Consider the following 24,275-nt stretch of genomic DNA (forward strand, 5'->3'; position numbering starts at 1 on the left):
GCAACGAGTTACTCGTCTTCATCACCAAAATTAGGCTGTGAATCAGCTCGTTTAGTTGGCAGTTTAAACGCCTCAAAACCATCTTGCTGGTTATCATGAAAACGCGCTTTCGCTGGCGCTTTCTTAGTGACCTTTTTGGACGGTTTAGTTGACGCTTGGGCTTTAGGTTTTTTACTTACAGAACGAGCAGGCTTAGGAGGTAACAAACCTTTAAACTTACCTTCTAACCCTTCAATTACTTCTGTCGTAAACGTTTTCTGTAAGAAAGTCTCGATTGCTTTAAAGTTCACCCAATCTTTAGGGCCAACTAACGAGTATGCATCCCCTTTAAATCCTGCACGTCCAGTTCGTCCTGTTCTATGGACAAATTCTTCGGCTTGTTTTGGCAAATCGAAGTTAAAAACATGTGACACACTAGCAATATCCAACCCTCGAGAAGCAACGTCAGTACTTACCAACACTTCAAACTGGCCTTTAGCAAAGCTTTCCATGGTTTTATTACGAGCACTTTGAGATAAGTTCCCGTTGAGCGCCTGAGTCGTCAAGCCCCATTCCGCGACCATATCAGACAAGCGAACCGTATCATTTTTCGTTGCAGTAAAGACAATCGCCTGCTTAATCGTTTGCCCTGTCAAAAGATGCTTTAACAATGCTTCTTTGTGATCAAGATGGTCGCAAAGTAAAACGTGCTGCGATATGTCAGTATGCTCATCAAATCCCTGTCCCACAGCCACTCGAGATGGCTCTCGCAATAATTCACTCGCAATAGTACTGACTTCCGTATTATCAAGTGTCGCGGAAAAGAATAATGTCTGGCGCTGACGGTGATTCGCTGCAGCATTGATGGCTCTCATAGCTTCTGCAAAGCCTAAATCCAACATTCGGTCAGCTTCATCCAAGATAAGAAGCTCCAGACCTTCCAAAAACACATTTCGCTGCTTCAGGTGATCAACCAAACGCCCTGGTGTCGCCACAATAAAGTGTGGATCTTTTTGTAATAACTTATGCTGATCATTAAAGTTTTCGCCACCTTGAATAAGAATAGAGGTGAAACGACTAGACGCCAATAAAAGTCGTAGCTGCCCATACACTTGCTTTGCCAACTCACGCGTCGGCACCAAAATAACCACTCGAGGATCACGCTTGGACAAAGCTTTCTTTTTATAAACTCGATGCAGCGCAGGTAAAAGGTAAGCGAGTGTTTTTCCTGAACCCGTTTTTGAGGACGCTAATAAGTCACGACCAGCCATTGCCTCTGGGATGGCACGAGATTGAATTTCGGTTGCCTTATCAAATCCCAAATGACCGATGGACGTTAAAATACGATTATCAAAACCAAATTCTTCGAATAACAAAAAAATACCCCTTCAAAACTCAAATACGACGCAAACAAAGTGTCACGCTTAATCCCTACATTATAACCTAGACGCAAAGAAATTCGTCATTCATCTTTCATTAAAAGATAGCTTTTACCTGCACTTATCACCCCCATTCCAGAGCCTTCTGCTGTATTAACATGTTCCAAACACTCCACTACGCCATAAAACACATTTCGGTTAACCAATGCCTTCATTCCATAGCGCATAGAAACATAAGGCCGTTCTTCTTTTTGAAAGAAACCCAACCAAATATCACAATCGACGCCCAATATAAGGACATCGTCTGTTTGCGTGATAAATTCAATAGCGCGACCCGCTTGTGTCTCTATCCACTGCCAACCAGTCACCAAAAAAGGCGCATCCTCAACTTTAATCCGCACCTTTTCCACCGGTGTTACCAAGAAGTATTCACCCGCCTCAAACCATAATATACGGCTGAACATGGTTACCATCGCTGGACGATTGATCTTCCCACCTTCATGAAACCACTCACCGTTCGCCTTGATCACCATATTCATGTCACCACAAAAAGGTGGGGACCAAGTGTGCACTGGTGGCAATCCAGACGTTTTTACCTCAGATAACCCCTTTAATTCTTTATTTAGCATGACGCCTCCTTTGCCATATCAGCAACTCAGCAAACTCATTAGATCACCAGAAGATTAACCGCCTTCACTTAAACTACAATATAATTCAACTTTATAAGAAAGCCTTGAATTCATTTCACTGTTAGAATAGATCCAACGAACAAACATACCGAAGAGCAGAACGTTATTATCTGCCTCGCTTATTTAGAGTGTGACATTATGAAATCGGAATTGGCAACAAAGTTTCAAGACCCTACACGTGGTATCTACTTTATCGGCACAACGCCACCAAAATCTTCGCTTGAAGAAGAGCAACTCGCACAAGTTAGTCAAAAATTGCTTGAACGTCTTGATAATATCGACATTGATGGTTTGGTTGTCTACGACATTCAAGACGAAACTAGCCGTATTGATAAGCCACGCCCTTTTCCTTTTATGGAAACACATGACCCACGAGCTTGGTCTAAACGCCTTCACCAACAGTCTGGCAAACCTGTCATCACTTACAAATCTGTCTCATCTCGTAGCTCAGAAGAGTTTTCGGGTTGGCTTTCTGAAGCGTGGGAGCAATATGGGATTCGAGATCTAGTATTGGTCGGCTCACCTTCTTCCAATGGCGATATTAAGCTGCCATTACCACAAGCGTATGAAACTCTAAAAGCATCTGAACACCCCTTTAATTTGGGCGGCGTCACAATCGCTGAGCGCCACGCTAAAAAAGGCGATGAACATTTACGTTTAAGCAAAAAAACAGAAGCAGGTTGTGAGTTTTTCATCTCTCAGGCCGTTTATAATCACCAAGCGACAGCGGACCTCATCAGCCGTTACGCAAGAACCTGCAAAGAAAAGAGTGAAGCACCAAAACGCATCATTCTAACCTTCACACCTTGCGGCAGCGCGAAAACATTAGAATTCATGGAGTGGCTAGGTATTTCGGTACCTGAAGCAACAAAACATCGTATTTTAGATGCCGAAGCACCATTAGATGAATCTATTAAGATATGCCGAAACGCTTTAGAACAGATTATTGAAATCGCCTTACCACTTGGCGTTCCTTTGGGTCTAAATATAGAAAGCTTAACCAACCGAAAAGAAGAAATTGATGCCTCTATTCAGCTATACAAGCTATTAAAGGCGACATTAGACCTTAAATTAGCAGAGCAATCTCTGATTAAATAAGCGTTTTTAACTTCGCTAGAACAGACTCTACTTTAATATGCTGCATGGCCTTAGGGTCATGCACGCGTGTTGACCAAGGCAATTCTGCTGCTGGCTTCTGATATTCTTTCTCTACCAATTCATCATAAACACTGATTACCTTATCCAAATCGCGGTAAGGCCCTGTACGCCGAGGATCGGAGTGCGCATATAACCCCAAAACAGGCGTTCCCACCAGTGTCGCCATGTGTGCAGGCCCAGTGTCTGGAGAGATAACCAAAGCTGCATTTCTTAACACCGACAACATCATATCCAAGGGTGTTTTCCCAACCAGATTGACAACGTTTTCTGCGCGATCAGCCATGATACTGTTGGCAAAATCTATCTCGTCTTGGGATGGACCACCCGTCATGACGGGACATATCCCTTTCGCTAATAAATAGTCCAATATTGCTTGATAGCCTTCTATCGTCCAATTACGCTCTGCTTTGGACGCAGATGGGTTAATCACCACATACTTGGCTGGCAATCCAAATGTTTCAGCAGGCAAAGAAAGCTCGCAAGGCAAAGAAGGCTGATCAACACCAAGTACACTTGCAATAGATAAAAACGAATCCAGTACATGCTCGCCTTTCGGCTCTGGAGCATACTCATTCACAAACCAATGCTGTCGCTCACGAGAATGTGACAAAGCAAAACCTATACGTCGCTTCGCTCGAATCATTCTGGATACCAAACTCGCTCGAATTGACCACTGTAAGTGCAGCAGCACATCAAAGACCTGGCCTTTTAACTGAGAGCGTAATGCCAACAAACCAGAAAAACCGCTTTTTTTGTCGTATTCAACAACGTCCACACCTTCCAGCAAGCGCACAAGCTTAGCTTCTAAAGGAGAAGTCACCCAAGTCACTCGCATGGAGGGATAGCGTTTCATAATAGACTGAACCACTGCCATAGCGTGACATACATCCCCCAAAGCGGATAAGCGCACTATCGCCAAATGTTGAATATTCTCTTGCTGCATCTCGTCCTCTAGGGCTGCTTAAATTCAGCAAGTATTATAGAATAGTCGCCCTTGAATGTGTCTAACTTTGTAGACATAACCCACAGAGATCATGACAAAGCGAGTAACATGCCACAAGCTATCAAAATATCGCCCAATACAGTGTTACTAAAAAGCGATCCAGAGCTCCCATTATCCAAGACATGGTTTGATTCTTCATTTTGGCAGTTAGAAGGTGAACTCGCAGGCACAGGCAATGGACGTGGCGCCGTTTGGTTTATCAATAGTCAATTTGGCAAATTTGTTCTGCGCCGCTATCGGCGTGGCGGCTTGATCGCCAAAATTAACAAAGATCGTTTTTTATTTACAGGCAGAGACCGCACCAGACCATGGCTAGAACTCACCCTTCTAGAAACCATGCGCAACTTAGACCTTCCTGTACCACGCCCAATTGCAGGTATATATTCGGTATCGGCTGGTTTTTATCAAGCCTTACTACTAACTGAAACAATACAAGGCGCTAAAGATTTATTCGACATAATAAAAAGTGATCAACAGGCTCAAATTAATTGGAACGACATTGGGCGAGTAGTAAAACGTTTTCATCAAAATGGCATCTATCATTCTGACCTTAACTGCCACAATATTATGATAGATGAGCAACAGAAAGTTTGGATTATTGACTTCGATAAGTGTGAGCAAAAAGCGCCTCACTCCAGCTGGATGGAATCCAATGTTGAACGCCTAAAACGCTCACTCGACAAAGAATCCAGCAAACATACAAATTTTCGTGTATCAGAAAAGCAATGGCAGGCTTTTTTGGAGGGATACCATGGCTAAAAAAACGACAACATTAGACAAAAGCATCACAAACTTTTTGGGACCAAAACACTGGTTAAGTTGGGGCGCGATGGGCGTCGCTTATTTACTCAGCTATTTACCTTGGTGTGGCCAAAAATTTCTGGGTAAAATTCTTGGTACGATACATTACGCTTTAAGTTCAAACCGTAAAAATATTTGCCATGTAAACTTAAAAATTTGCTTTCCTGACATGACGGATGCTGAGCGAACTCGATTAGCCAAAGCTCATTTCAAAAGCATGGGGATAGGTGTTTTTGAAACGTTTGCCTCTTGGTTTCAAAATCAGAAAAAGTTTCAATCACGAGTCACATTTGAAGGCCAGGATGTGATCGATCGCGTTCTAGCCAAAGGTCGCGGCTGCATCCTTATTAGTGGACACTTTTCTTCTCTCGATATTTGTGGAGGCCAAATGCCACGCTTTATCGATGTTCATCCGATCTACAAACTACAGAGCAACCCAGTTATGAACTGGGTAATGGAACGTCAACGCCAAGCCATTTTCTCTAAAACTATCGAACGTACTAATATGCGCGAAGTGTTGAAATCACTAAAACAGAACAAAGCGGTTTGGTACGCCGTGGACCAAGATTACGGACGTAAAAATTCAGTCTTCGCCCCTTTTTATGGTCGTCAATGTGCAACGATCGCCCATATTGGCCGTATAGCTAATATGACCAACGCCCCTGTTGTTCTTTACGACTATGGTAGAACAGAGAAAGGCTTTCACTTAAGTCTAACCGAAGTAGAAAACTACCCAACTCAAGATGACGTCGTAAACGCCACTAGAATAAACGAATTGATGGAAGCCATTATCGCTCCCAAAAAAGAACAATATTTTTGGTCTCACCGACGCTTTAAAACACAGCCTGTACCAGGTGATCCTTCACCTTACAAAAAATAAAAAATAGCCACTAAAGAAACGTCTTTAGTGGCTATTTACCTCACCTATAATATTGCTCTTACCCTACAAGCTATCCCGAACTTCGGCCATTAGACGCAAAGATTTCAATCTGGCTTCGGAGTCATGGATTGGCATAGAGACAATCAATTCATCAACATTTGTTTTTTCTAAGAAACTAGACAGTTGAAAGGCAACCGATGCTTTCGAGCCCACCATAGCGTATTGCAACATATGCTCAACCATGTACTTCTCACTAGGCGACCAAATACCATCCATTGTTTCAACAGGCTTAGAGAAAGGCAGGTTGCGGCTACGACGCAAGTTCACAAACTGCTGCTGTGCTGAGGTAAACAAATATTTTGCCTCTTCATCGGTATCAGCGACGACAGCCATCACCCCCGCCATTGTATGAGGTTTAGACAGTTGCTCAGACGGTTTAAAGTTACGACGATATACAGTAAGTGCTTGAATTAACTGATCTGGAGCAAAGTGAGAGGCAAAGGAATAAGGCAAACCAAACTCAGCGGCAACTTGCGCACTGTATAGACTGGAGCCAAGCATCCATAAAGGAACGTGCGTGTTACGCCCAGGAACAGCCAAAACACCCTGATCACCACTGCCAAGTAAACGCTGCAACTCCAGCACATCGTCAGGATAGCTATCAACAGAGGCATCCATATTGCGACGCAAGGCTCTGGCGGTTTGCATGTCTGTACCAGGTGCTCGACCTAACCCTAAATCAACGCGATCAGGATATAACTCAGCCAAAGTACCAAATTGTTCAGCAATAACTAATGGTGAGTGGTTCGGCAGCATCACGCCCCCCGAACCGATTCGAATTTTCGATGTTGCAGCCCCCAAATAGGACAAGACAACAGATGTAGCGGAACTGGCTACACCAGCCATACCATGATGCTCTGCAAGCCAGAAGCGAGCATAATCATGATTTTCAGCGGCAACTGCCATTCTACGACTCATCGCCAAGGATTCTGCAACTGAGTGGCCATCAGCCACTGGTGCTAAGTCCAATATAGAAAACGGAACCATAATACTTACCTAGTAGAGAATATACCTACTATTTAAGGCGCTTCTCTATTAGTACAAGTACACAATCATGCAGAAAATGCAGAAGTGCCTTACAACGACTCGTTAACAAGACAACTTAGCGATTTTCTAGACGATTATAATCTAAAATACCACTTTCCCTTGGGCGATCTTGCTTATTCAAGTTAGCAATAGCATCACTGACAAACCAAAAGTTAGGGTGCGTTCTACGAATACCAAACGTATCCAGTAAATTCGAATAATCTTCTGTCGTTTGAAGATTTCCTACTTGTTTGGCCCAATCAATTAGTTCAGCCTCTTCTACCTGCATCAAGACATTCGGATAATCACCCAACACACCTTTCACTAAGGTCACACCGTCTTCTTCAGGTAATCGAGTATCTTCTTCATCTAATAAACTTGAAATATTGGCATGTGCTTTATTGTGTATAAGACTAAGCACTTCAAGTGGAACACCTTGCTGCGTCACCAATATCGTCGAGACATTAGGCAGATGGACCAAACCACCACCGCGTACAGCTTGCAACTCATATAAAGCCTTAAGCTGATCTGATGTCAATTTACTTTGTTCTAAGTCATGACTACGATCTAGAACACTCGATAATTTGTCACGCAGCTTTTCATAGAGTTCAGATTGATGATCATCCGTTGCGTACTGAACTTCGGACTGTCGATCGACCTTAATATAGTCACTGAATATGTAATCCTTGATGATTTGATTTACATCTCGATACCAATATTTTCGAACGGTTTCTCGATTTTCTTTAGGGAGAAAAAGCAAAAAATTCATTTCCCCTTCCATCCTCAAGAAGTCCATATACAAGCGTGTCACTAACTGATGACCCACATTGCCATACACATCAAATCCCGCTACGAGAAGATAATGGATTCGCTCTAATAATGGATAATCAATCACCCAAGCGGTTTTCGGTTGCTGCCCTACCATACCTTTGACAACGGAAGCATTGTCAAAGTGACGAAAAATAGTCAAGGCTGCGTTTTTGTTAACACCTTCGCCATCCCAAATAAGGCCTAGATCCAAAGGAGTATTATTGAACCCTGAACTTTCAATCAAAGCAGCTTTGGCCGATAAATAAGACTTCTGTTGCTCAGAAAACCTAACCCATGACGCTATAGGCAAGCTATTGCTTGAAGCAGGTAAATCTAAGCTCTGCACTTGGTCTTCTAAGTAATCCGTCGAGCCTTTGCCATACACCACTTCCGGATCAATAAAATACACCCAAAATTGATCATTAATTACATTAACTGCCACTTGCCCACGACAAACAGGGCCTTTTATAAACGACATAATCGTTTTTTGTGAATGATCCAATAAAAAGCGATAACGCGCACGTGTGGGTATCTCTTGAAATGTCTTAAACGGATTCGCTGCAATTTCAGGCTTATAACCTGGATCTTTGGTCACTTCATAATCATCGGAATAAAAATACGATTGCCAGCGAGCATAGCGCTCCTCATCCAACTGCATAGGAATATGGTTTTTTTGCACTTTTACTTCTTGGTCTAACCAAAGTCGGTAGTAGACGTGCTCTACACCGGGATCATCATAAGGGCGTCGGGTCGCGATTCTATCAATTGCTTCTCCAGGTGGAGTTTTAGAACGGACCAATTGAAAACGGAAGGCTTCACCGCCATCAAGATACAAGCTGTATAAATAAAGGTGCTCGTAAATATAACGGGAGACTAATTGAGTCTTTAGATCATCTCCATTTAAGCGCGATTCCCATAGCGCAACTTTCTTTTTAAGATTTTCTGGAGCAGACGCCGCTTCTGGCATTTTCCCACCCGTGGCTAACCAACGGGATAGCACATCATACTCGCTGGGACTCAGTGCTGGGAGACCGTACGGCATTCCCCAATTTGGGTAGTCTTGCTCAAATTGCCGATACTCTTCAACACTGACACACTGCTGATCACGAGCCAAGGAGAAGTCATAATCATCGGACAATATAGGCTGAGTAAATGAGCCTTGCTTGGCGCGTAAAGCAATTGCCCTATACAACAAGCTACCTTGTAAGTTCGCTGCAGGGGATTGGCCTCTTTCATTTAAAACAGGATGAAAACCTTTTGATCGCCATTCATCAGTGCTATTCGCATCAATAAATAAACGCGTAGGAGACGATGCTAGTAAGCGAGTACCATCGTAAACCAACTCTTTCGAACCTCCTCGCTCAAGACCAGCAGGTGCTGTTAGTTTCAACTGGCAAGGCGCGTCATAACAAGCATGACAAGAGACACAACGACTATCGAGAATAGGTCGAACTTGCTCATTATAAAAAACTTTGTCTTCTTCATTAACATCAACAACACGATGCTTTGAATCTTGTTCACCAAATACAGTATCAAATTGGTGTGTCGCATAAGCAGCACAACCCGATACCAGTACAATTAGACAAAGAAAAGTCAGCCATCGAGACATTAAAAAGATCCTCTTTTATATTCCATCTTTTTTAAACCGTGTTATTCAACGTTAAAAATGCACCATTCACTAAATATAACACGACAAAGCCACCATAAGGCTTCATTAAGAAAATGATCTTTTATAAATAAAAAAACGCCGTGAGGCGCTTCTTTATTTATGCTTTTATAAAAACAAACTCTATATTTGTTTTTTATTCGTCATCAACAATACCATCATCTGGGTATTCATCTGACAATTCATAAGAATCATCACCCATATCATCATTAGCCATCAATAGAGCTTCTTCATATGCGCCGCCAAATTCAATACGTGTAATATCATATAAGTCATATTCAAATGTTTCGTCGAACCAACGCGCATCAGAACCAATTTCTTCAAGCTCATAAGTAACGGAATCAGCACGAACAACACGACCGATTTCGCAGCTATCAGGCTCTATTTCTTCACGGTGAAGTGTTACAAGTCCAAACTCTTCACTAATATCAATCAACATGACCGCTAGATCATCTAGATCAACTTCTGGGTCAACAACTTCTTCACCACGAAGTGACAATACTTTTTTCTGAAAGTCATTAAAGGGAGCTGGATGTGCAAAGTCGCTAATATCCTCCAAAAAGAGGACTTGATAACCATTAAGACGAACACTGTCATCCACTAATTGGAGCAAAACCATTTCTTCGTTGGCATCCACAACAAAACCGTCCGTCCAACTATCTGGTCCGTCCAATTCTTCACGAAAAATGCGAACAACATTATTTCGAGTGCGGGCTTTTTCCAATTCGATGAGCATATCGGCTCCCTAAAAAAACGTAAAAAATAAACAACGCTAGTGTAAACCTAGCTAGCACTAGGAACAACTACCCTGACACTTAAGAATTAATTCAACACTTGATGCCAATTCTCAACCATATTGATGAGATCTTCTAAACCACACTCAGCTTGAATACCATCCGTCGATGTTTGATAGAAACTGTCTTGCGAGTCAAACATCGCCTTAATTTCTTCTTCGGCTGAGTCAAGATCAATCTGTCGCGATACAGACACCCCCTCTTCACTGACAATAACCTCGAAAGGGCCATGCTTAAATTCGGTTGTTTCCTTTTCTGTTTCTGCCAAACGAGCAGCAATTAATACGCGTTGAATGCTTTCGACATCACGTACATACTCAGAAACCCACTCACCAATTGCGGCGAATTCATATCCGGTGTAAATGCGATAAACATTTTCGTCCTGATCAAAGGCAATTTCATAATCCATGACCGTGAACCTCACTGCTTGTCATTTGTATTCTCATCATGCTTAGTAGACTGGGCTTGGTCGTCCGTTTGCTGTGTTTGATTATTGCGATAAGCTCGATTGCTCGCCTGTTGTCGCTGCGGAACCGCCGCGGCCAACCTTGCCTGCCTTTCTGCTTCTTTCTTCGCTTTAGCCTCTTCCACCAAACGCTCTTCATGCGCAATCATTTCTGGTGTTTCCATCACGTAAGGACCAATCGCACCAGTCCTTACATCATTTAAAAAAACTTCTGCCGCCTTGTGCATATCGACTTTACCGCCAGATCGCAAAGCGCCTCGCTTGGAACCAATCACCCTTAAGACGTCATATGGATCTGTTGATATATCTTTTAATTTATAGCGAGTCATAAGAGCATCTAAATAATCGGCAATAAAGAACTTCAAACCGACTAATGCCACATCTTCGTAATCAATCGCTGTATCTCTAACAGCCCCCGTTACGGCTAAGCGATAACTCGCATCTGGGTTTTCAATTTTTGGCCATAAAATGCCAGGTGTATCTAATATTTGAAAACCGTTCGTCACTTTCAGTTTTTGTTGAGCCTTTGTTACTGCTGGCTCATCACCTACTTTTGCGACTCTTCGCCCTAGTAGAGCATTCATTAAACTAGACTTCCCCACGTTTGGAATACCAGCAATCATCGCTCTAATCGGCTTTTCAGCGCTGCCTCTATGGGGCACCATCTGACTAACCCATTGGCTAATTCGACCAACATCTGCTTTATCTAATGTCGAGAAAGGGTGTGCTAAAACGGTTTCGCTACCGCGCCAATGCTCTAACCATAAGTCTAGTCGAGACTTGTCAGCTAAGTCTTTTTTATTAAGTAGACGCAAAACAGGCACGTCACCACGCAATGTATTCAACATGGGATTTTGGCTGGAATCAGGAATACGGGCATCCAACACTTCAATAACGATATCAACTTGCGTCATAACCTCTTCGATTTCTCGACGCGCTTTATTCATGTGCCCTGGATACCACTGAACGCTCAACCTAACTCTCCCATTTCGACCACGCTTTTTTCGGTGGCGAATTCTACCATAAGTTCGAACAAGATAGAGAAAATACTCTACTAAGAAAAAGCATTACCTTGTTATGACTATTTTAATACGATGGACGCCTTAAGCCTGACTCAGATCAAGGCGTTACTGTGCCAACAATTTATACTCGTCCATTCCAGATTAAGTAAAGCAAGGAATCTGCACCTAGCTTAACGCATAGTCTGGTTGTTCTCTCGATCGGGCTGACTTTCTATTCGATTGTCTAAAAGCCCATTAGCCGAGGCTGTGTGTGGCCTCGGCTTTTTTCATTCCCTCATCTACAAACTTTAATAAATCAGGGTACAGACGCAAGAAAGGCGCTTCCGCCTGCTTGATGATCTCGTCTAGGTCCTCTACGAAATCGGCCAAATACTCGCCATGTCGCCAACGTCGCATAATAGAGCATATTGCTTTTTCTACCCCTTCAACAGTTCCTAAATTTGCTAACCAATTTTCGTTTTCCAATGAACGAATCATGCTTTGTAAACGCTCAGGGCAGCGCTCCTTATCCTGGACTAATCCTAATAATGCCTGATGGCAAAATGTATTTAGCGGTATGACGCTAAAGCGCTCCCAGTATTGTATTAGCCAATAATCCATCACAATATCTTGAACTATCCCTGCAAAGCGTCGACGCCCTTTTCTTGGTATAGAGCGAAAGGACACACTAGCCTCATGTTTATCCACCATCACATCCACCTTTTGATGTAGACGCCACCCAATCCACAGATCAGTATCAAGGCTCTCCACATCGACAGGGAAATCCCCAAGCAAATTACCCACCCAAGATGTATGGGTAATAGAAGCGATATGAAGATGGGCAAAATAATTCATGGTGGCCTGCAAGTTATGGATGTCTGAGTCAAAGCTTATGTGACATTATTATCTAAAAAAGCCATCGAATAGCAGTCTTGCTGTCTTTTTGCGCTTTTTTTTGCAAAAATGACCAATTGTCATCTTTATGGTCAAGATTTAACATCTCTCTAGGATTTACATCATATCAAGCCAAGAGCTGTTAGATACAAAACACCACACTCGAAAATTCAGCCTACATACGAGATCAAGAACAATGAAGATAAAGGTTATTATAGCCTGTTGTTTGGCTTTACTTTTATACAACAAAGCAGTGGCAACAACGCTAAAAATAGCCAATGACACTGATCCTGTTTCATTAGATCCTCATGAACAATTATCAGAAAGTACGCTACAGTTTTCTCATCTTGTTTTTGACCCATTACTAAGATGGAACAAAAATGGTCAATTTGAACCTCGCCTCGCCACCAAATGGGAACGCATTGACAGCCATACAGTGCGTTTTTTCTTAAGAAAGAATGTTGCATTCAGCACTGGCAACACCTTCTCAGCAAAAGATGTTGTGTACACCATAGAGCGTTTAAAAAAGTCACCTGATTTTCGAGCCATGTTCGACACAATAGACAAAGTCATAATGGTTGATGAATACACCATTGATGTACACACCATTTATACCAATCCATTATTGCTCAACATAATGACCTATGTTTTTCCAATGGATAAAGCCTTTTATCAAGGGCAAGATCAAATCATTAAGTACGGTGAGACCTTTGCTTCTCGCCACGTATCAGGGACAGGACCTTACATACTAGCAGAAAGAAAACTAGGCAGTAGCATGGAGCTAACTCGCAACCCCAATTACTGGGATAAAAACTCAGTAGGCAATGCCGACAAGGTGATTCTGACTCCTATTCGAGCAGATTCCACTCGACTTGCCGCACTGCTTTCTGGGGATGTGGATTTTATCTTTCCTGTTTCCCCAATTGATATCGAACGCGCAAAAAAAGTCTCAGGCATTCAACTCGTCACCCTACCAAGCACTCGCATACTATTGCTGCACATGAACCAAAATAGACGCAAAGAATTTCAAGATGTCAGAGTAAGAAAAGCCATCAACTTAGCCATAAATCAGGCCCTAATTGTTGATAAAATATTAAAAGGTTACGCGACACCTGCAGGCCAGTTAAGTTCAGACAGGTTTCTAGGCTACATCAACGACTTAGAACCAGAGTACAATGTAGACAGAGCATTAAAGCTAATGAAAGAAGCCGGCTACGAAAAAGGCTTCCGTATTAGCATGATGGCACCAAACAACCGCTACATGAGCGATGAGAAGGTCGCCCAAGCCATTAGCGCCATGCTATCTAGAATAGGCATTACTGTTGACTTAAAAACGCTACCTAAAGCGCAATACTTTAAGGAATACGATAATCGTAGCGCAGACATGATGATGCTTGGCTGGCAATCGGACACGATGGATTCAAATAATTTATTTGAATTTATTATTGCTTGCCCAGATGCCAATACAGGCATGGGCGCTTATAATGCCAGTGAATATTGTAGGCCTGAAATCGATGCGGATATCCGCCAAGCAAACAGAGAAATGAATCCAGAGAGACGCCTGCGCCTTTTACAACAAATCGAACGGAAAATTTATGACGATGCAGCTGTCGTGCCTCTTTACTGGCAATCTCTTACTTGGGCCGCCAAAAGCAACGTTAATATAAATGACATAGTCAATGATCAAAATTACCCGCACATAGGAGATCTATTCATTGAAGAATAGAAAGTACACCAGACGAATTAAAGGTATGCAGCCCCTAAAAACCGCCTTAATGAAATGTGGACATATAACCTTCCTATGCTGATTTTTTTACTCCGCCGCTTACTACAAGCTTGCTTTGTCATGATCATTATCAGTGTGATTAGTTTCTCTATTCAGGACAAACTAGGCGATCCAGTACAACAAATGGTGGGAATGACAGTATCACCAGAAGAACGCAATCAGTTACGTAACGAACTGGGCCTAAATGATGTTTTTCTCGTTCAATATTGGCGTTTTGCAAAGGGTGCAGTACATGGCGACCTCGGCACATCTTATTACTACAAAGAACCTGCGCTTGATGTGATTTTGGAAAAACTACCAGCCACTTTAGAACTGGCTTTTTGTGCAATATTAATTGTGATATTAATTGCCACGCCATGTGGGGTGCTCGCTGCGATTAAACCCAAACACATTCTCTCAAGATTACTCATGCTGATCAGCTCCATTGGTCTTTCGGTACCTATCTTCATTGTTGCTATTCTGATGGTTTATATTTTTTCAATAGAGCTCAATATAGCTCCTAGCTTTGGCAGAGGGCAGACAACAGAGTTCTTTGGTTTTTGGGAAAGCGGACTATTTAACAAAGACGGACTTAGTCATCTACTACTGCCGAGCCTATCATTGTCAATTGCATTAATGCCTATTTTCGTTCGCTTAATCCGCGCTGAGATGATGGATGTCTTACAATCTGAATACATACGTTTTGCTTGGTCAAAAGGCTTGTCTGCGCGACGCATTTATTTCATTCACGCACTGAAAAACACTATGCTCCCCGTGATTACAGTTGGCGGCATTCAGGCTGGCACCTTAGTGGCTTATACTATTCTCACAGAAACCATTTTCCAGTGGCCCGGCATGGGTTTTCTGTTCATGGACGCTGTCAGTCGAGTTGATACACCATTAGTTTCTGCGTATTTAATTGTGGTAGGAGGCATTTTCGTTATCACAAATACCTTTGTTGATTTGATTTATGGGTTATTCAATCCAACAGTACGCTTAGCGAGTCATGGTCTATGAAGCCCATCAAGAAAGACCTCATTCACCCTATTCCGGGCAGTCGTTGGAATCATATTTTATCAGGTGTTGTAGGCGACAAGCTTGCGATGCTAGCGCTTATTATCTTTGTTTTCTATTGCCTTATTGCCTTACTAGCACCTTTAGTCGCCCCCTATGACGTTTCAGATCCCGCCTTTATGGATCTTATGAACTCTGAGATTCCTCCAAGCTGGATCAGTGGAAATAGTCAGTTTTTATTAGGCACTGATGCCCAAGGCCGAGATTTACTGTCCGTGATTTTATACGGTACACGGCTGTCACTAACTATAGGCATTTGTGCTGTTCTGATTCAGGTAACACTTGGCATCTGCATTGGCCTAGTTGCTGGCTATTTAGGTGGCCGTATAGATAACTTTCTCATGCGCTGTGCAGATATTCAGCTGTCTTTTTCAAATATGATGGTAGCCATTGTCTTTTTAGCCATTTTCCAGTCTTTGTTCGGCATGGCCCGATATCAACAGCTGGCTATGATCATTCTTATTCTTGTTATTGGTTTAACAGAGTGGCCTCTATTTGCCAGAACTATTCGCGCCTCGGTACTAGCCGAAAAACAGCAAGAGTATGTGGATGCTGCAAGGGTCATGGGAATAAGCTCGAAACGCATCATGTTCAGACATATTTTGCCCAACACTTTGTCACCTATTTTGGTGATTTTCACGGTACAAATTGCCAACGCCATTGTAGCTGAAGCTGCCCTGTCCTTTTTAGGATTAGGTATGCCTGCGACTGAACCGTCGCTGGGCTCACTTATTTCAGAGGGTTTTGCCTATATGTTCGCCGGCTCATGGTGGATATGCGTCATCCCAAGTATCACGCTCATTATTTTGATATTGGCCATGAATCTTCTAGGGGACTGGTTGCGCGATCATTTAAATCCAAGGGCGTACAAAGACTAATATGAATTTACTCAGCGTCAGCAATCTAAACGTCAATTTTCATATGAAGAAGCGAGAACTCGCTGCCCTTATTGACGTCAGTTTCACACTCAATCGCGGCGAAAGAATCGCCATTGTTGGAGAATCAGGAGCCGGTAAGTCGATCCTCGGATTTTCCATCGTCAATTTGATTAGCAAGCCAGGTTACATAGAATCTGGCTCGATCAAACTAGAAAACAAAGAACTGACGACAATGAATCTGCGACAGTTACAGGAAGTTCGTGGCAAACGCATCGCGATGATATTTCAAGACCCTATGATGACGTTGAATCCAGTGCTCACCATAGGCAACCAGTTAGTTGAAACCATTCGCAGCCACACCAACATTTCTTACAAAGACGCACGTAACATTGCTATTGAAAAGCTTCATAATGTCCAAATAGCATCACCCGAAAAACGTTTTGATCAATACCCCCATGAATTATCTGGCGGCATGAGACAGCGAGTTATAATTGCTTCTGTCTTATTGCTGAACCCCGACATCATCATTGCTGATGAGCCAACTACGGCTCTGGATGTCACCATTCAAGCAGAAATACTACAACTGCTTTTAACCATTTGCCAAGACAACGGAGTCGCTCTGGTTCTGATTAGTCATGACCTTGGCGTGGTTTCAAAAGTCGCTGAACGCACCTTAGTCATGTATGCCGGTCACATAGTGGAAGAAGGACCTACCCTGGAAATAATCAACGATCCGCAACACCCTTACACCCAAGGCTTGTTGAATGCGCTTCCTCAGATGACCATTCCTGGCCAGCGCCTTAATCAGATACAAGGCAGCATGCCATCATTGGCGGAGCGCCCTTCGGGCTGTGCATTTCATCCTCGCTGCCCTTATGCAACTCAAAAATGCAAACAAGAACAGCCACAGTTTATCTACAGCGGCGTGTCCAGTGTGGCCTGCTTTATTATAGAAGACATGTTGAATGAATTTACTGATACCGATAAGGAGGCCTTGTAATGCCAACACCTCTTATTCAAATCAGTGGCTTAGAAAAAGCCTTTTCAACAAATGAAAGTTGGCTCGGGCAATGGCGCCTTCGCCAAGGCAAATTAGCTAGGCATAAAGACAGTGTTCATGCGCTCAACGGTGTAAACCTGACTATTAACCAAGGTGAAACCTTATGTGTTGTTGGTGAGACTGGGTGTGGTAAATCAACACTAGCTCGCGTCATTATGGGACTAACGTCTCCCAGTGCAGGTGAAATCCATTACCTAGATCAGCGCATTGATCAACTAAACAATCGTCAACGCATGTTTTTTAGACGTCGTATGCAAATGGTTTTTCAGAACCCTTATGCGTCCTTAAACCCTAGAATGACGGTGTATCAGACACTCAGCGAACCTATTTCATTTCACAATCCACAATTATCACAATCGAGCGTGGATGAAAAAATCGATGAGCTTTTGGAATCTGTTGGTATCTCTGCTTCAAGCTCTGACCGCTACCCTCATGAGTTTTCTGGTGGACAACGTCAGCGAATCAGCTTGGCTCGCGCTCTATCGGTTGAACCGGATTTCATTGTTGCGGACGAACCGCTTTCTGCACTAGATGTATCAGTACAAGCACAAGTGCTCAATTTGATGATGGATAAACAAGAGGAACACAACCTCAGCTATCTTTTTATTACCCATGATTTAGCCGTTGTCGAGCATTTTGCGACCCGAGTCGCTGTCATGTATCTAGGAAGAATTTGTGAGTTATCTCCAACTAAAACCCTATTTAGCTCGCCAAAACACCCTTACACTCAGGCACTGCTATCCGCCATTCCAAGACTGGATAGTAATACAGCTCAACCTATTCGTTTAATTGGCGAAGTACCAACACCAACAGAGAAACCAATAGGATGTGTTTTTCAGGCTCGCTGCCCCTATGCGAATCAGCGCTGCTATGAATCTTCCCCTAGCATGACATTACAAAGTGATGGCAGTAGTGTGGCTTGCCATGCTATTGAAGAGGGTCGACTATGATTCTCCTATTTACACTGCGTTTTATGTCTTCTGGTCGTCAGGAGGCTCCATGGAAATAAGATGGCTTGAAGACTTTATCGCACTTGCGAAAACTCGTCACTTTTCACGCGCGGCAGATGAACAAAACGTTACCCAACCGACATTCAGTCGACGCATTAAACTGCTTGAAGAAGAGATGCGCGTCACTTTGATCGACCGTAATACTTTGCCGTTATCATTAACACCAGCAGGCGAAGTCTTTCTGCAGAGTGCAGAGCTCATCACAAGGCAATTAAGAGATACGAAAGAGCGTTGCCAAGAAATTCGTAAGCAAGAAGAGTCTCAAATACGTTTTGTCACTACGCAAACCTTGTTCCTTAGTTTTTATAAAGAAGTAATAGAACCTTTTTGCCAACAAATCGATATGGAGCTCGACATTAATATGAAGTCCAGCTCTTGGCTTGGCATTGATTTCGTAAACTCTTTAATGGATCAGCAATGCGACATTATGCTGTGTTATTGGCACCCTGCCATCAACTTCATCAGAGCGCTTGATGACGAACAGTATGATCATATTGTTATCGCCCAAGAAACCCTCATTCCATGTAGTGCAACCGATGCCAGTGGCGAACCAAAATTCACGCTGCCGGGCGCCAAGCGTAAACCTTTGCCCTATATTGGCTATTATGAAAATTCATTCTTGCAGCCTGTTATTCACCATCATCTGCAACGCCAACGTGAAATCCCTCAGCTACAAACACTATCGGAGAACTATCACTCGGTGAGTATTAAAGCCATGGTTAAAGAAGGCTATGGTGTCGGCTGGATCCCCAAACGTCTCATGCTAGATACATTAAACTATGGCAAAGTGGCTTTGGCAGGAGAAGAGAATTGGAATATTCCGCTCGAAATACGCCTGTATCGATCTAGGTTCAACCAAAACCCCAACCTAAATCAATTTTGGGAAGCGATAAAGAACAAAGTCGCCCGTAACGGATCACTCTAGATCAGGCCGCTACGGGGCTTTTATAGGTTGATTCGTGGTCACAGCCCTATTCATTAAACGCGATCATAATAGGGTCACTTCCCATGTTTTTAGCGCCTAAGGCTTTACTGAATAAATAACCTTGCCCAATGTCGCAACCGTACTCTCGTAATAGTGCCAGCTGCTCAACATCAGTAATTCCTTCTGCAATAACTTTCAAGCCTAAACTATGGCTTAATCGAATAATCCCGTTCGTTAAAGCGGCATTGCTTTCATCATTCATAATGTCACGAATAAATACCTGATCTATTTTGACTGAATCAAAGGGGAGGTTTTTCAGGTAGCTTAAACTAGAATAGCCTGTACCAAAGTCATCTATTGCTAATGCCATACCAAGACGACTAAGGTGTCGCAGAAGCTCTGCACAGCCTTCTGGGTCTTCAATAAGAATCGATTCTGTCACTTCAATTTCAAGCAGTGTGGGGTCCACTTTATATTTATCTAGCAAGGCCAATAATTTAGGCAAAAAATCGACTCGTTTTAATTGCGCAGCCGAACAATTAATAGCAATAGGAGGAACGGCAACGCCCTGTCTTTGCCACTCAACAATATGTCGAAACGCTTGTTCAAACACCCAGTCACCTAAAGGTAAAATAATGCCACTCTGCTCTGCAATAGGAATAAATTCAGCTGGGGAAACAACACCAAGCTCTTCATCTTCCCAACGCAACAAAGCCTCCATACCGACACAAGACTCAGTAACTAAATCTACCTTAGGCTGAAAATGTAGCTCTAAATTTTCTTTCTGTAACCCTTGGCGCAATCGTGTCTCTATACGCACATTACGAGCAAATCGCCGCCCCATTTCGCCATCATAAAAGTGATAAGTAGCTCGGCCAGAATTTTTCGCTTGATACACTGCCATATCAGCATTTTTTATCAATGTAACAGCGTCTAAACCAAATTCTGGGTACAGAGCCACACCAATGGAGCAACCTATATCCAGCGTTAAACCTTCTACAAAGTAGCTTTGACTTATTTTATGAATAATATCCTTAGATAGTAGATTAAGTTGGGGCATCTCTTGATCATCGCCTTGCACTAACAAGACTAAAAACGTATCTCCTCCCAAATACCCAACCACAGTATTTTCAGGAACAATAGACGTCAAACGCTCTGACACCTGAACCAGTAACTTATCGCCTATTTCGTGACCAAACGCATCGTTAATGGTCTTAAAATGATCTAAGTCCAGAATCATCGCCGCCAATTTTTTATCTTTTTGCTGACAAAAAACGAGTAGCTCATTGAGCTTTTGCTGTATCTGATAACGACTTAGCAGACCCGTTAGTTCGTCTATTTCAATACGCTTGTTGGCGTAGGCTAGAGCTGAGGAATAAGCAGATAAGAGTTTTTTAGCGTACAAAGACGAGCCGAGTGCTAATAAGCCAAATACCCATATCGGGCTCACTTTCCAAGGCACAACACTTACGAGTATGCCTGACAAAAAAACAGTAATAAAAACAATGTAATGCAGATTTTTAATTTTCACTTTATCCCTTGAATCAGCCATTATTGACTCGCCAGTAGCCCGTAAACAAAATACCCTTTAATACCGCATCCGCTTTATAAGCGCTTACTTTACCTAAAAATAATATCACCAACACGGAATAATTAGCGAAGCAAAGTATTTAGCTGCATTTTCTGGTATTATTTGTTTATTATTTTTCCTAATAGACAGGCCTTTTGTGACCCAATTTAATCACACCTTAAACACCCTTTTTCCAACTAAGCTAACATCCCTGCTTTCAGACATGGGTTTTACCGAATTCACACCCATTCAAGAGCAGAGTTTGCCTGCGATCATTGATGGTAAAGATATCCTAGCGCAAGCTCAAACAGGCAGTGGTAAAACGTTAGCCTTCGCAATTGGCCTTTTACTAAAAATTAATCCTCGTTTTTTTGGTGTTCAAGCTCTTGTTATGTGCCCAACTCGCGAGTTGGCAGATCAAGTGTCAAAAGAAATTCGAAAAGTCGCTCGTTTTCAAGACAACATAAAAGTTCTAAGCCTATGTGGAGGCATGCCATTTGGCCCGCAAATCGGCTCATTGGAACATGGCGCTCATATCGTTGTAGGCACTCCAGGGCGTTTGATGGAGCACCTTCGCAAAGGCACACTAAAATTGAATGCCCTTAACACCCTAGTGTTAGACGAAGCAGATCGCATGTTAGACATGGGATTCGTCGACAGCATTCGTGAAGTCGTTGAACTAACCCCAAGCAACCGTCAAACACTTTTATTCTCGGCAACTTACGGCGATGGCATCGAAGCGATTAGTGCTGAATTTCAAAACAACCCTGTCAGCATAAAGGTCGAAGTTCAAGAAGACCTTAAACCAAATATAGAACAGTTTTTTGTTCGTAGCGAAAATAAAGACAAATGCGAAACCTTATTAGCAGTACTGCAACATTTTGAGCCCCGCCAAGCCATTGTCTTCTGTAACACCAAAGCGGAATGCCAAGTGGTTGCGGATTGGTTAGCCGACCACAAAGTAGCCGCTCAAGCCATTCATGGCGACCTTGAACAAAGACAGCGCGATCAAGTGCTGGTTCGTTTCAGCAACCAAAGTAGCTGTGTATTAGTGGCGACTGATGTGGCGGCTCGTGGTATTGATGTCAAAGAAATTGACCTCGTGGTGAATTATGACACTACTCGTGATACCGATGTTCACACTCACCGCATTGGTCGAACAGGCCGTGCAGGAGCCGCTGGCAATGCAGTCAACCTTGTCACTTCAAAAGACGATTACAAAGTGCGTGATATTGAAACCCGCTTCAACACCACAGCGAATTTCATTGAGCTTGGAGAGATCGATCTTCATTACCGCTTGATTCCACAAAAGACTACGATATCTTTTGATGCTGGTCGTAAAAATAAGCTTCGTCCAGGTGACATCCTTGGCGCTCTAACCGCAGGTCTTGGATTGGATAAATCACAAGTCGGTAAAATCGATATTTTTGATTTTCATGCTTACGTATCGGTCGACAATGAAGTCGCAAAAAGCGTAGTAAAAGAATTCGAGAACAAAAAAATCAAAGGCAAAAACATTCGAGCACGCATCTTACGATGATTAAAAGGCTCACCTCACCGGCAGCACAAGCTGCCGGTTTTGTTTTGGGGGCACTGGTTATTTGCTTTGCCACCCTAACACCTGTCGATCAACTTCCCTCCGCCCCCGGTACAGACAAACTTCACCATATCCTTGGCTTTGGTGGCTGGGCGTTGCTATGTGCTTTTGGACCCAATAAGCGTTTTATTTTATTCTCTGTGTTTATCATATTATCTGGCGGTACCATTGAGCTGATTCAGCCGTATGTGAATCGTTATGCTGAATGGATGGACTTCTATGCCAATGCACTCGGCGTTATTTTAGTAGTACTAAGTCGGTTAACAATGGGCTGGTTTCTAAAATCAACATCTAAGGTTTAATGAAAGTACAAAAAAGACCTGCTAAAGTATAACCATTCGGTCAAACTTTATAATTTAAATCCTTTTGAAAACACTTAAGAGAGATATATGAGCCATTTGAAAGCGTGGCGCTCCGCCATCATTCACTGCATTGCTGACCCAAAAGACGTGGGTGTCGATGCTGCTTACGAATACTTTGAAGATGGCTTATTAGTCATTCAAGACGATAAAATCCATGCTTTAGGACATGCGGCAGATTTACTTGCTACACTCCCAGACAACACTGCCATTGAACACCATCCAGATGCCATCATCACACCGGGCTTTATTGATACACACATTCATTACCCACAAACCGATATGATCGGCTCTTACGGTGAACAACTATTAACTTGGTTAAATACCTATACCTTTCCTGAAGAAGGTAAATTTGGCGACAAAGCGCATGCTCGCAATGTGGCAGACCGCTTTCTGAAAGAACTTTTACGCAACGGCACAACCACCGCACTCGTATTCGGTACCGTACATAAAGTATCTGTCGACGCGTTTTTCGAAGCCAGCGAAGTCCATAACTTACGCATGATTTGTGGCAAGGTCATGATGGACCGTAACGCGCCAGATTATCTAACAGATACGCCAGAAAGCAGCTATCAAGAAAGTAAAGAACTTATCGACACTTGGCATAACAAAGGCAGATTGCACTATGCCATCACGCCTCGCTTTGCGCCGACTAGCTCTGATGAGCAATTGCAATTAGCGGGCAAATTGTTAAGTGAATATGACGACGTTTACCTGCACACTCATTTGTCCGAAAACAAAGACGAATGCGCCTGGGTAAAAGAGCTCTTTTCAAACAGCACAAACTACTTGGATGTTTATGACCAACATAAACTGTTAAGTGAACGTTCCGTTTTTGCCCATGGCATTCATCTTTGCGACAGCGAATACCATAGATTGCACGAAACAGGCTCGGCTATTTCTTTCTGCCCAACCTCTAACCTGTTTATCGGTAGCGGTTTATTCAAACTCAATAAAGCAGAAGAACATAAGGTCAACGTTGGCCTTGGCACTGACGTAGGTGGCGGTACAAGTTTCTCTATGCTGCAAACCATGAACGAAGCTTACAAGGTTATTCAGCTGCAAAACGAGAACCTTAGTCCGATTAAATCTCTGTATTTATCTACTTTAGGCGGCGCTAGAGCACTTAGACTAGAAGATAAAATTGGCAACTTAGCGGTTGGTAGCGAAGCGGATTTCGTCATTCTAGACAAAAAAGGCACGCCGTTACTAAAATCGCGCTTAGCGCTATCCAAAGGCATCGAAGAAAGTTTATTCGTCTTCATGACCATTGGTGACGACCGAGCCATTCAAGCAACCTACTCCGCAGGAAAATGCGTTCACCAGCGCTAGAGCAATCCAACACTCACCTAAGCGGAACAAAAAATGACCACTTTACATTCCTGTAAAAGTGGTCATTTTTTTATATAATCATTACAAATGTTTTATTGA

General features: G+C 42.8%; 22 protein-coding genes. 12 read left to right on the forward strand and 10 right to left on the reverse strand.

All coding sequences use genetic code 11. The features are described from left to right. Positions 1 to 8 precede the first annotated feature (8 nt). Together JSY38_RS02735 and JSY38_RS02740 are read right to left on the reverse strand one after the other, a co-directional pair. Positions 9 to 1,355 carry a DEAD/DEAH box helicase gene (locus tag JSY38_RS02735; RefSeq protein WP_205115140.1) on the reverse strand — a complete coding sequence of 449 codons (1,347 nt, stop codon included), beginning with the start codon at positions 1,353 to 1,355 and terminating at the stop codon, positions 9 to 11. Positions 1,356 to 1,441: 86 nt separating this feature from the next. After that, on the reverse strand, positions 1,442 to 1,987 hold the full coding sequence (locus tag JSY38_RS02740) for a DUF1285 domain-containing protein (protein WP_114410902.1): 546 nt from the start codon (positions 1,985 to 1,987) through the stop codon (positions 1,442 to 1,444). A 198-nt stretch (positions 1,988 to 2,185) separates the two neighbouring features. On the opposite strand from JSY38_RS02740, the gene JSY38_RS02745 reads away from it, so the two are divergent. Further along, positions 2,186 to 3,145, forward strand: coding sequence for a methylenetetrahydrofolate reductase (locus JSY38_RS02745; RefSeq protein ID WP_205115142.1), 960 nt, complete (start codon positions 2,186 to 2,188; stop codon positions 3,143 to 3,145). Here the strand turns inward: JSY38_RS02745 and JSY38_RS02750 are convergent. Beyond that, positions 3,138 to 4,148 (reverse strand): glycosyltransferase family 9 protein, encoded by a 1,011-nt coding sequence (locus JSY38_RS02750; protein WP_205115143.1) that lies wholly within the window; start codon positions 4,146 to 4,148, stop codon positions 3,138 to 3,140. The two genes, JSY38_RS02745 and JSY38_RS02750, sit on opposite strands and share 8 nt — an antisense overlap. A gap of 108 nt (positions 4,149 to 4,256) precedes the next feature. Here JSY38_RS02750 and JSY38_RS02755 point away from each other — a divergent pair, with 108 nt between their 5' ends. Together JSY38_RS02755 and JSY38_RS02760 are read left to right on the forward strand one after the other, a co-directional pair. Further along, positions 4,257 to 4,967 (forward strand): 3-deoxy-D-manno-octulosonic acid kinase, encoded by a 711-nt coding sequence (locus JSY38_RS02755; RefSeq protein WP_110573543.1) that lies wholly within the window; start codon positions 4,257 to 4,259, stop codon positions 4,965 to 4,967. Then, on the forward strand, positions 4,960 to 5,889 hold the full coding sequence (locus tag JSY38_RS02760) for an LpxL/LpxP family acyltransferase (RefSeq protein ID WP_110573545.1): 930 nt from the start codon (positions 4,960 to 4,962) through the stop codon (positions 5,887 to 5,889). Before JSY38_RS02755 ends, JSY38_RS02760 begins: the two co-directional genes overlap by 8 nt. A gap of 63 nt (positions 5,890 to 5,952) precedes the next feature. Here the strand turns inward: JSY38_RS02760 and JSY38_RS02765 are convergent, their stop codons facing one another. From JSY38_RS02765 to JSY38_RS02790, 6 genes are all read right to left on the reverse strand, one after another. Then, a complete protein-coding gene (locus JSY38_RS02765; RefSeq protein WP_110573547.1) occupies positions 5,953 to 6,936 on the reverse strand; it encodes an LLM class flavin-dependent oxidoreductase in 984 nt (327 codons plus the stop codon). Between the two features lie 115 nt (positions 6,937 to 7,051). Next, positions 7,052 to 9,394, reverse strand: a complete 2,343-nt coding sequence (locus tag JSY38_RS02770) for a fatty acid cis/trans isomerase (RefSeq protein WP_205115144.1) — start codon at positions 9,392 to 9,394, stop codon at positions 7,052 to 7,054. Between the two features lie 193 nt (positions 9,395 to 9,587). Beyond that, positions 9,588 to 10,187 carry a hypothetical protein gene (locus JSY38_RS02775; RefSeq protein ID WP_114410907.1) on the reverse strand — a complete coding sequence of 200 codons (600 nt, stop codon included), beginning with the start codon at positions 10,185 to 10,187 and terminating at the stop codon, positions 9,588 to 9,590. 86 nt (positions 10,188 to 10,273) lie between these two features. Then, positions 10,274 to 10,654 carry a YacL family protein gene (locus JSY38_RS02780; protein ID WP_205115145.1) on the reverse strand — a complete coding sequence of 127 codons (381 nt, stop codon included), beginning with the start codon at positions 10,652 to 10,654 and terminating at the stop codon, positions 10,274 to 10,276. Between the two features lie 11 nt (positions 10,655 to 10,665). Beyond that, complete coding sequence (gene ylqF / locus JSY38_RS02785) at positions 10,666 to 11,685, reverse strand: ribosome biogenesis GTPase YlqF (RefSeq protein WP_114410909.1); 1,020 nt, start codon at positions 11,683 to 11,685, stop codon at positions 10,666 to 10,668. Positions 11,686 to 11,967: 282 nt separating this feature from the next. Continuing rightward, positions 11,968 to 12,567, reverse strand: coding sequence for an acyl carrier protein phosphodiesterase (locus tag JSY38_RS02790; RefSeq protein ID WP_205115146.1), 600 nt, complete (start codon positions 12,565 to 12,567; stop codon positions 11,968 to 11,970). Positions 12,568 to 12,802: 235 nt separating this feature from the next. Between JSY38_RS02790 and JSY38_RS02795 the strand changes: the two genes are divergently transcribed. The 6 genes from JSY38_RS02795 (at position 12,803) to JSY38_RS02820 (ending at position 19,318) form a co-directional block, all read left to right on the forward strand. Next, on the forward strand, positions 12,803 to 14,332 hold the full coding sequence (locus tag JSY38_RS02795; protein ID WP_205115147.1) for an ABC transporter substrate-binding protein: 1,530 nt from the start codon (positions 12,803 to 12,805) through the stop codon (positions 14,330 to 14,332). Between the two features lie 75 nt (positions 14,333 to 14,407). After that, a complete protein-coding gene (locus tag JSY38_RS02800) occupies positions 14,408 to 15,388 on the forward strand; it encodes an ABC transporter permease (protein WP_205115149.1) in 981 nt (326 codons plus the stop codon). Then, positions 15,385 to 16,323 (forward strand): ABC transporter permease, encoded by a 939-nt coding sequence (locus tag JSY38_RS02805; protein WP_114410912.1) that lies wholly within the window; start codon positions 15,385 to 15,387, stop codon positions 16,321 to 16,323. Before JSY38_RS02800 ends, JSY38_RS02805 begins: the two co-directional genes overlap by 4 nt. Position 16,324: 1 nt before the next feature. Further along, positions 16,325 to 17,323 (forward strand): ABC transporter ATP-binding protein, encoded by a 999-nt coding sequence (locus JSY38_RS02810; protein WP_114410913.1) that lies wholly within the window; start codon positions 16,325 to 16,327, stop codon positions 17,321 to 17,323. After that, positions 17,323 to 18,333, forward strand: a complete 1,011-nt coding sequence (locus tag JSY38_RS02815; protein ID WP_205115151.1) for an ABC transporter ATP-binding protein — start codon at positions 17,323 to 17,325, stop codon at positions 18,331 to 18,333. The genes JSY38_RS02810 and JSY38_RS02815 overlap by 1 nt, the downstream gene beginning before the upstream one ends. A 49-nt stretch (positions 18,334 to 18,382) precedes the next feature. After that, positions 18,383 to 19,318 (forward strand): LysR family transcriptional regulator, encoded by a 936-nt coding sequence (locus JSY38_RS02820; RefSeq protein ID WP_114410915.1) that lies wholly within the window; start codon positions 18,383 to 18,385, stop codon positions 19,316 to 19,318. A gap of 46 nt (positions 19,319 to 19,364) precedes the next feature. On the opposite strand, the gene JSY38_RS02825 is transcribed toward JSY38_RS02820, so the two are convergent. Next, on the reverse strand, positions 19,365 to 20,849 hold the full coding sequence (locus JSY38_RS02825) for a putative bifunctional diguanylate cyclase/phosphodiesterase (RefSeq protein ID WP_205115153.1): 1,485 nt from the start codon (positions 20,847 to 20,849) through the stop codon (positions 19,365 to 19,367). 196 nt (positions 20,850 to 21,045) lie between these two features. Here JSY38_RS02825 and dbpA point away from each other — a divergent pair, with 196 nt between their 5' ends. The 3 genes from dbpA (at position 21,046) to guaD (ending at position 24,176) form a co-directional block, all read left to right on the forward strand. Beyond that, a complete protein-coding gene (gene dbpA, locus JSY38_RS02830) occupies positions 21,046 to 22,428 on the forward strand; it encodes an ATP-dependent RNA helicase DbpA (protein WP_205115155.1) in 1,383 nt (460 codons plus the stop codon). Beyond that, on the forward strand, positions 22,425 to 22,787 hold the full coding sequence (locus JSY38_RS02835; protein WP_114410918.1) for a VanZ family protein: 363 nt from the start codon (positions 22,425 to 22,427) through the stop codon (positions 22,785 to 22,787). Before dbpA ends, JSY38_RS02835 begins: the two co-directional genes overlap by 4 nt. 87 nt (positions 22,788 to 22,874) lie before the next feature. After that, complete coding sequence (gene guaD / locus JSY38_RS02840) at positions 22,875 to 24,176, forward strand: guanine deaminase (protein ID WP_205115157.1); 1,302 nt, start codon at positions 22,875 to 22,877, stop codon at positions 24,174 to 24,176. The last annotated feature ends 99 nt before the right edge of the window (positions 24,177 to 24,275 follow it).

This window comes from Marinomonas foliarum (assembly GCF_016906065.1).
GTDB classification, from domain to species: domain Bacteria; phylum Pseudomonadota; class Gammaproteobacteria; order Pseudomonadales; family Marinomonadaceae; genus Marinomonas; species Marinomonas foliarum.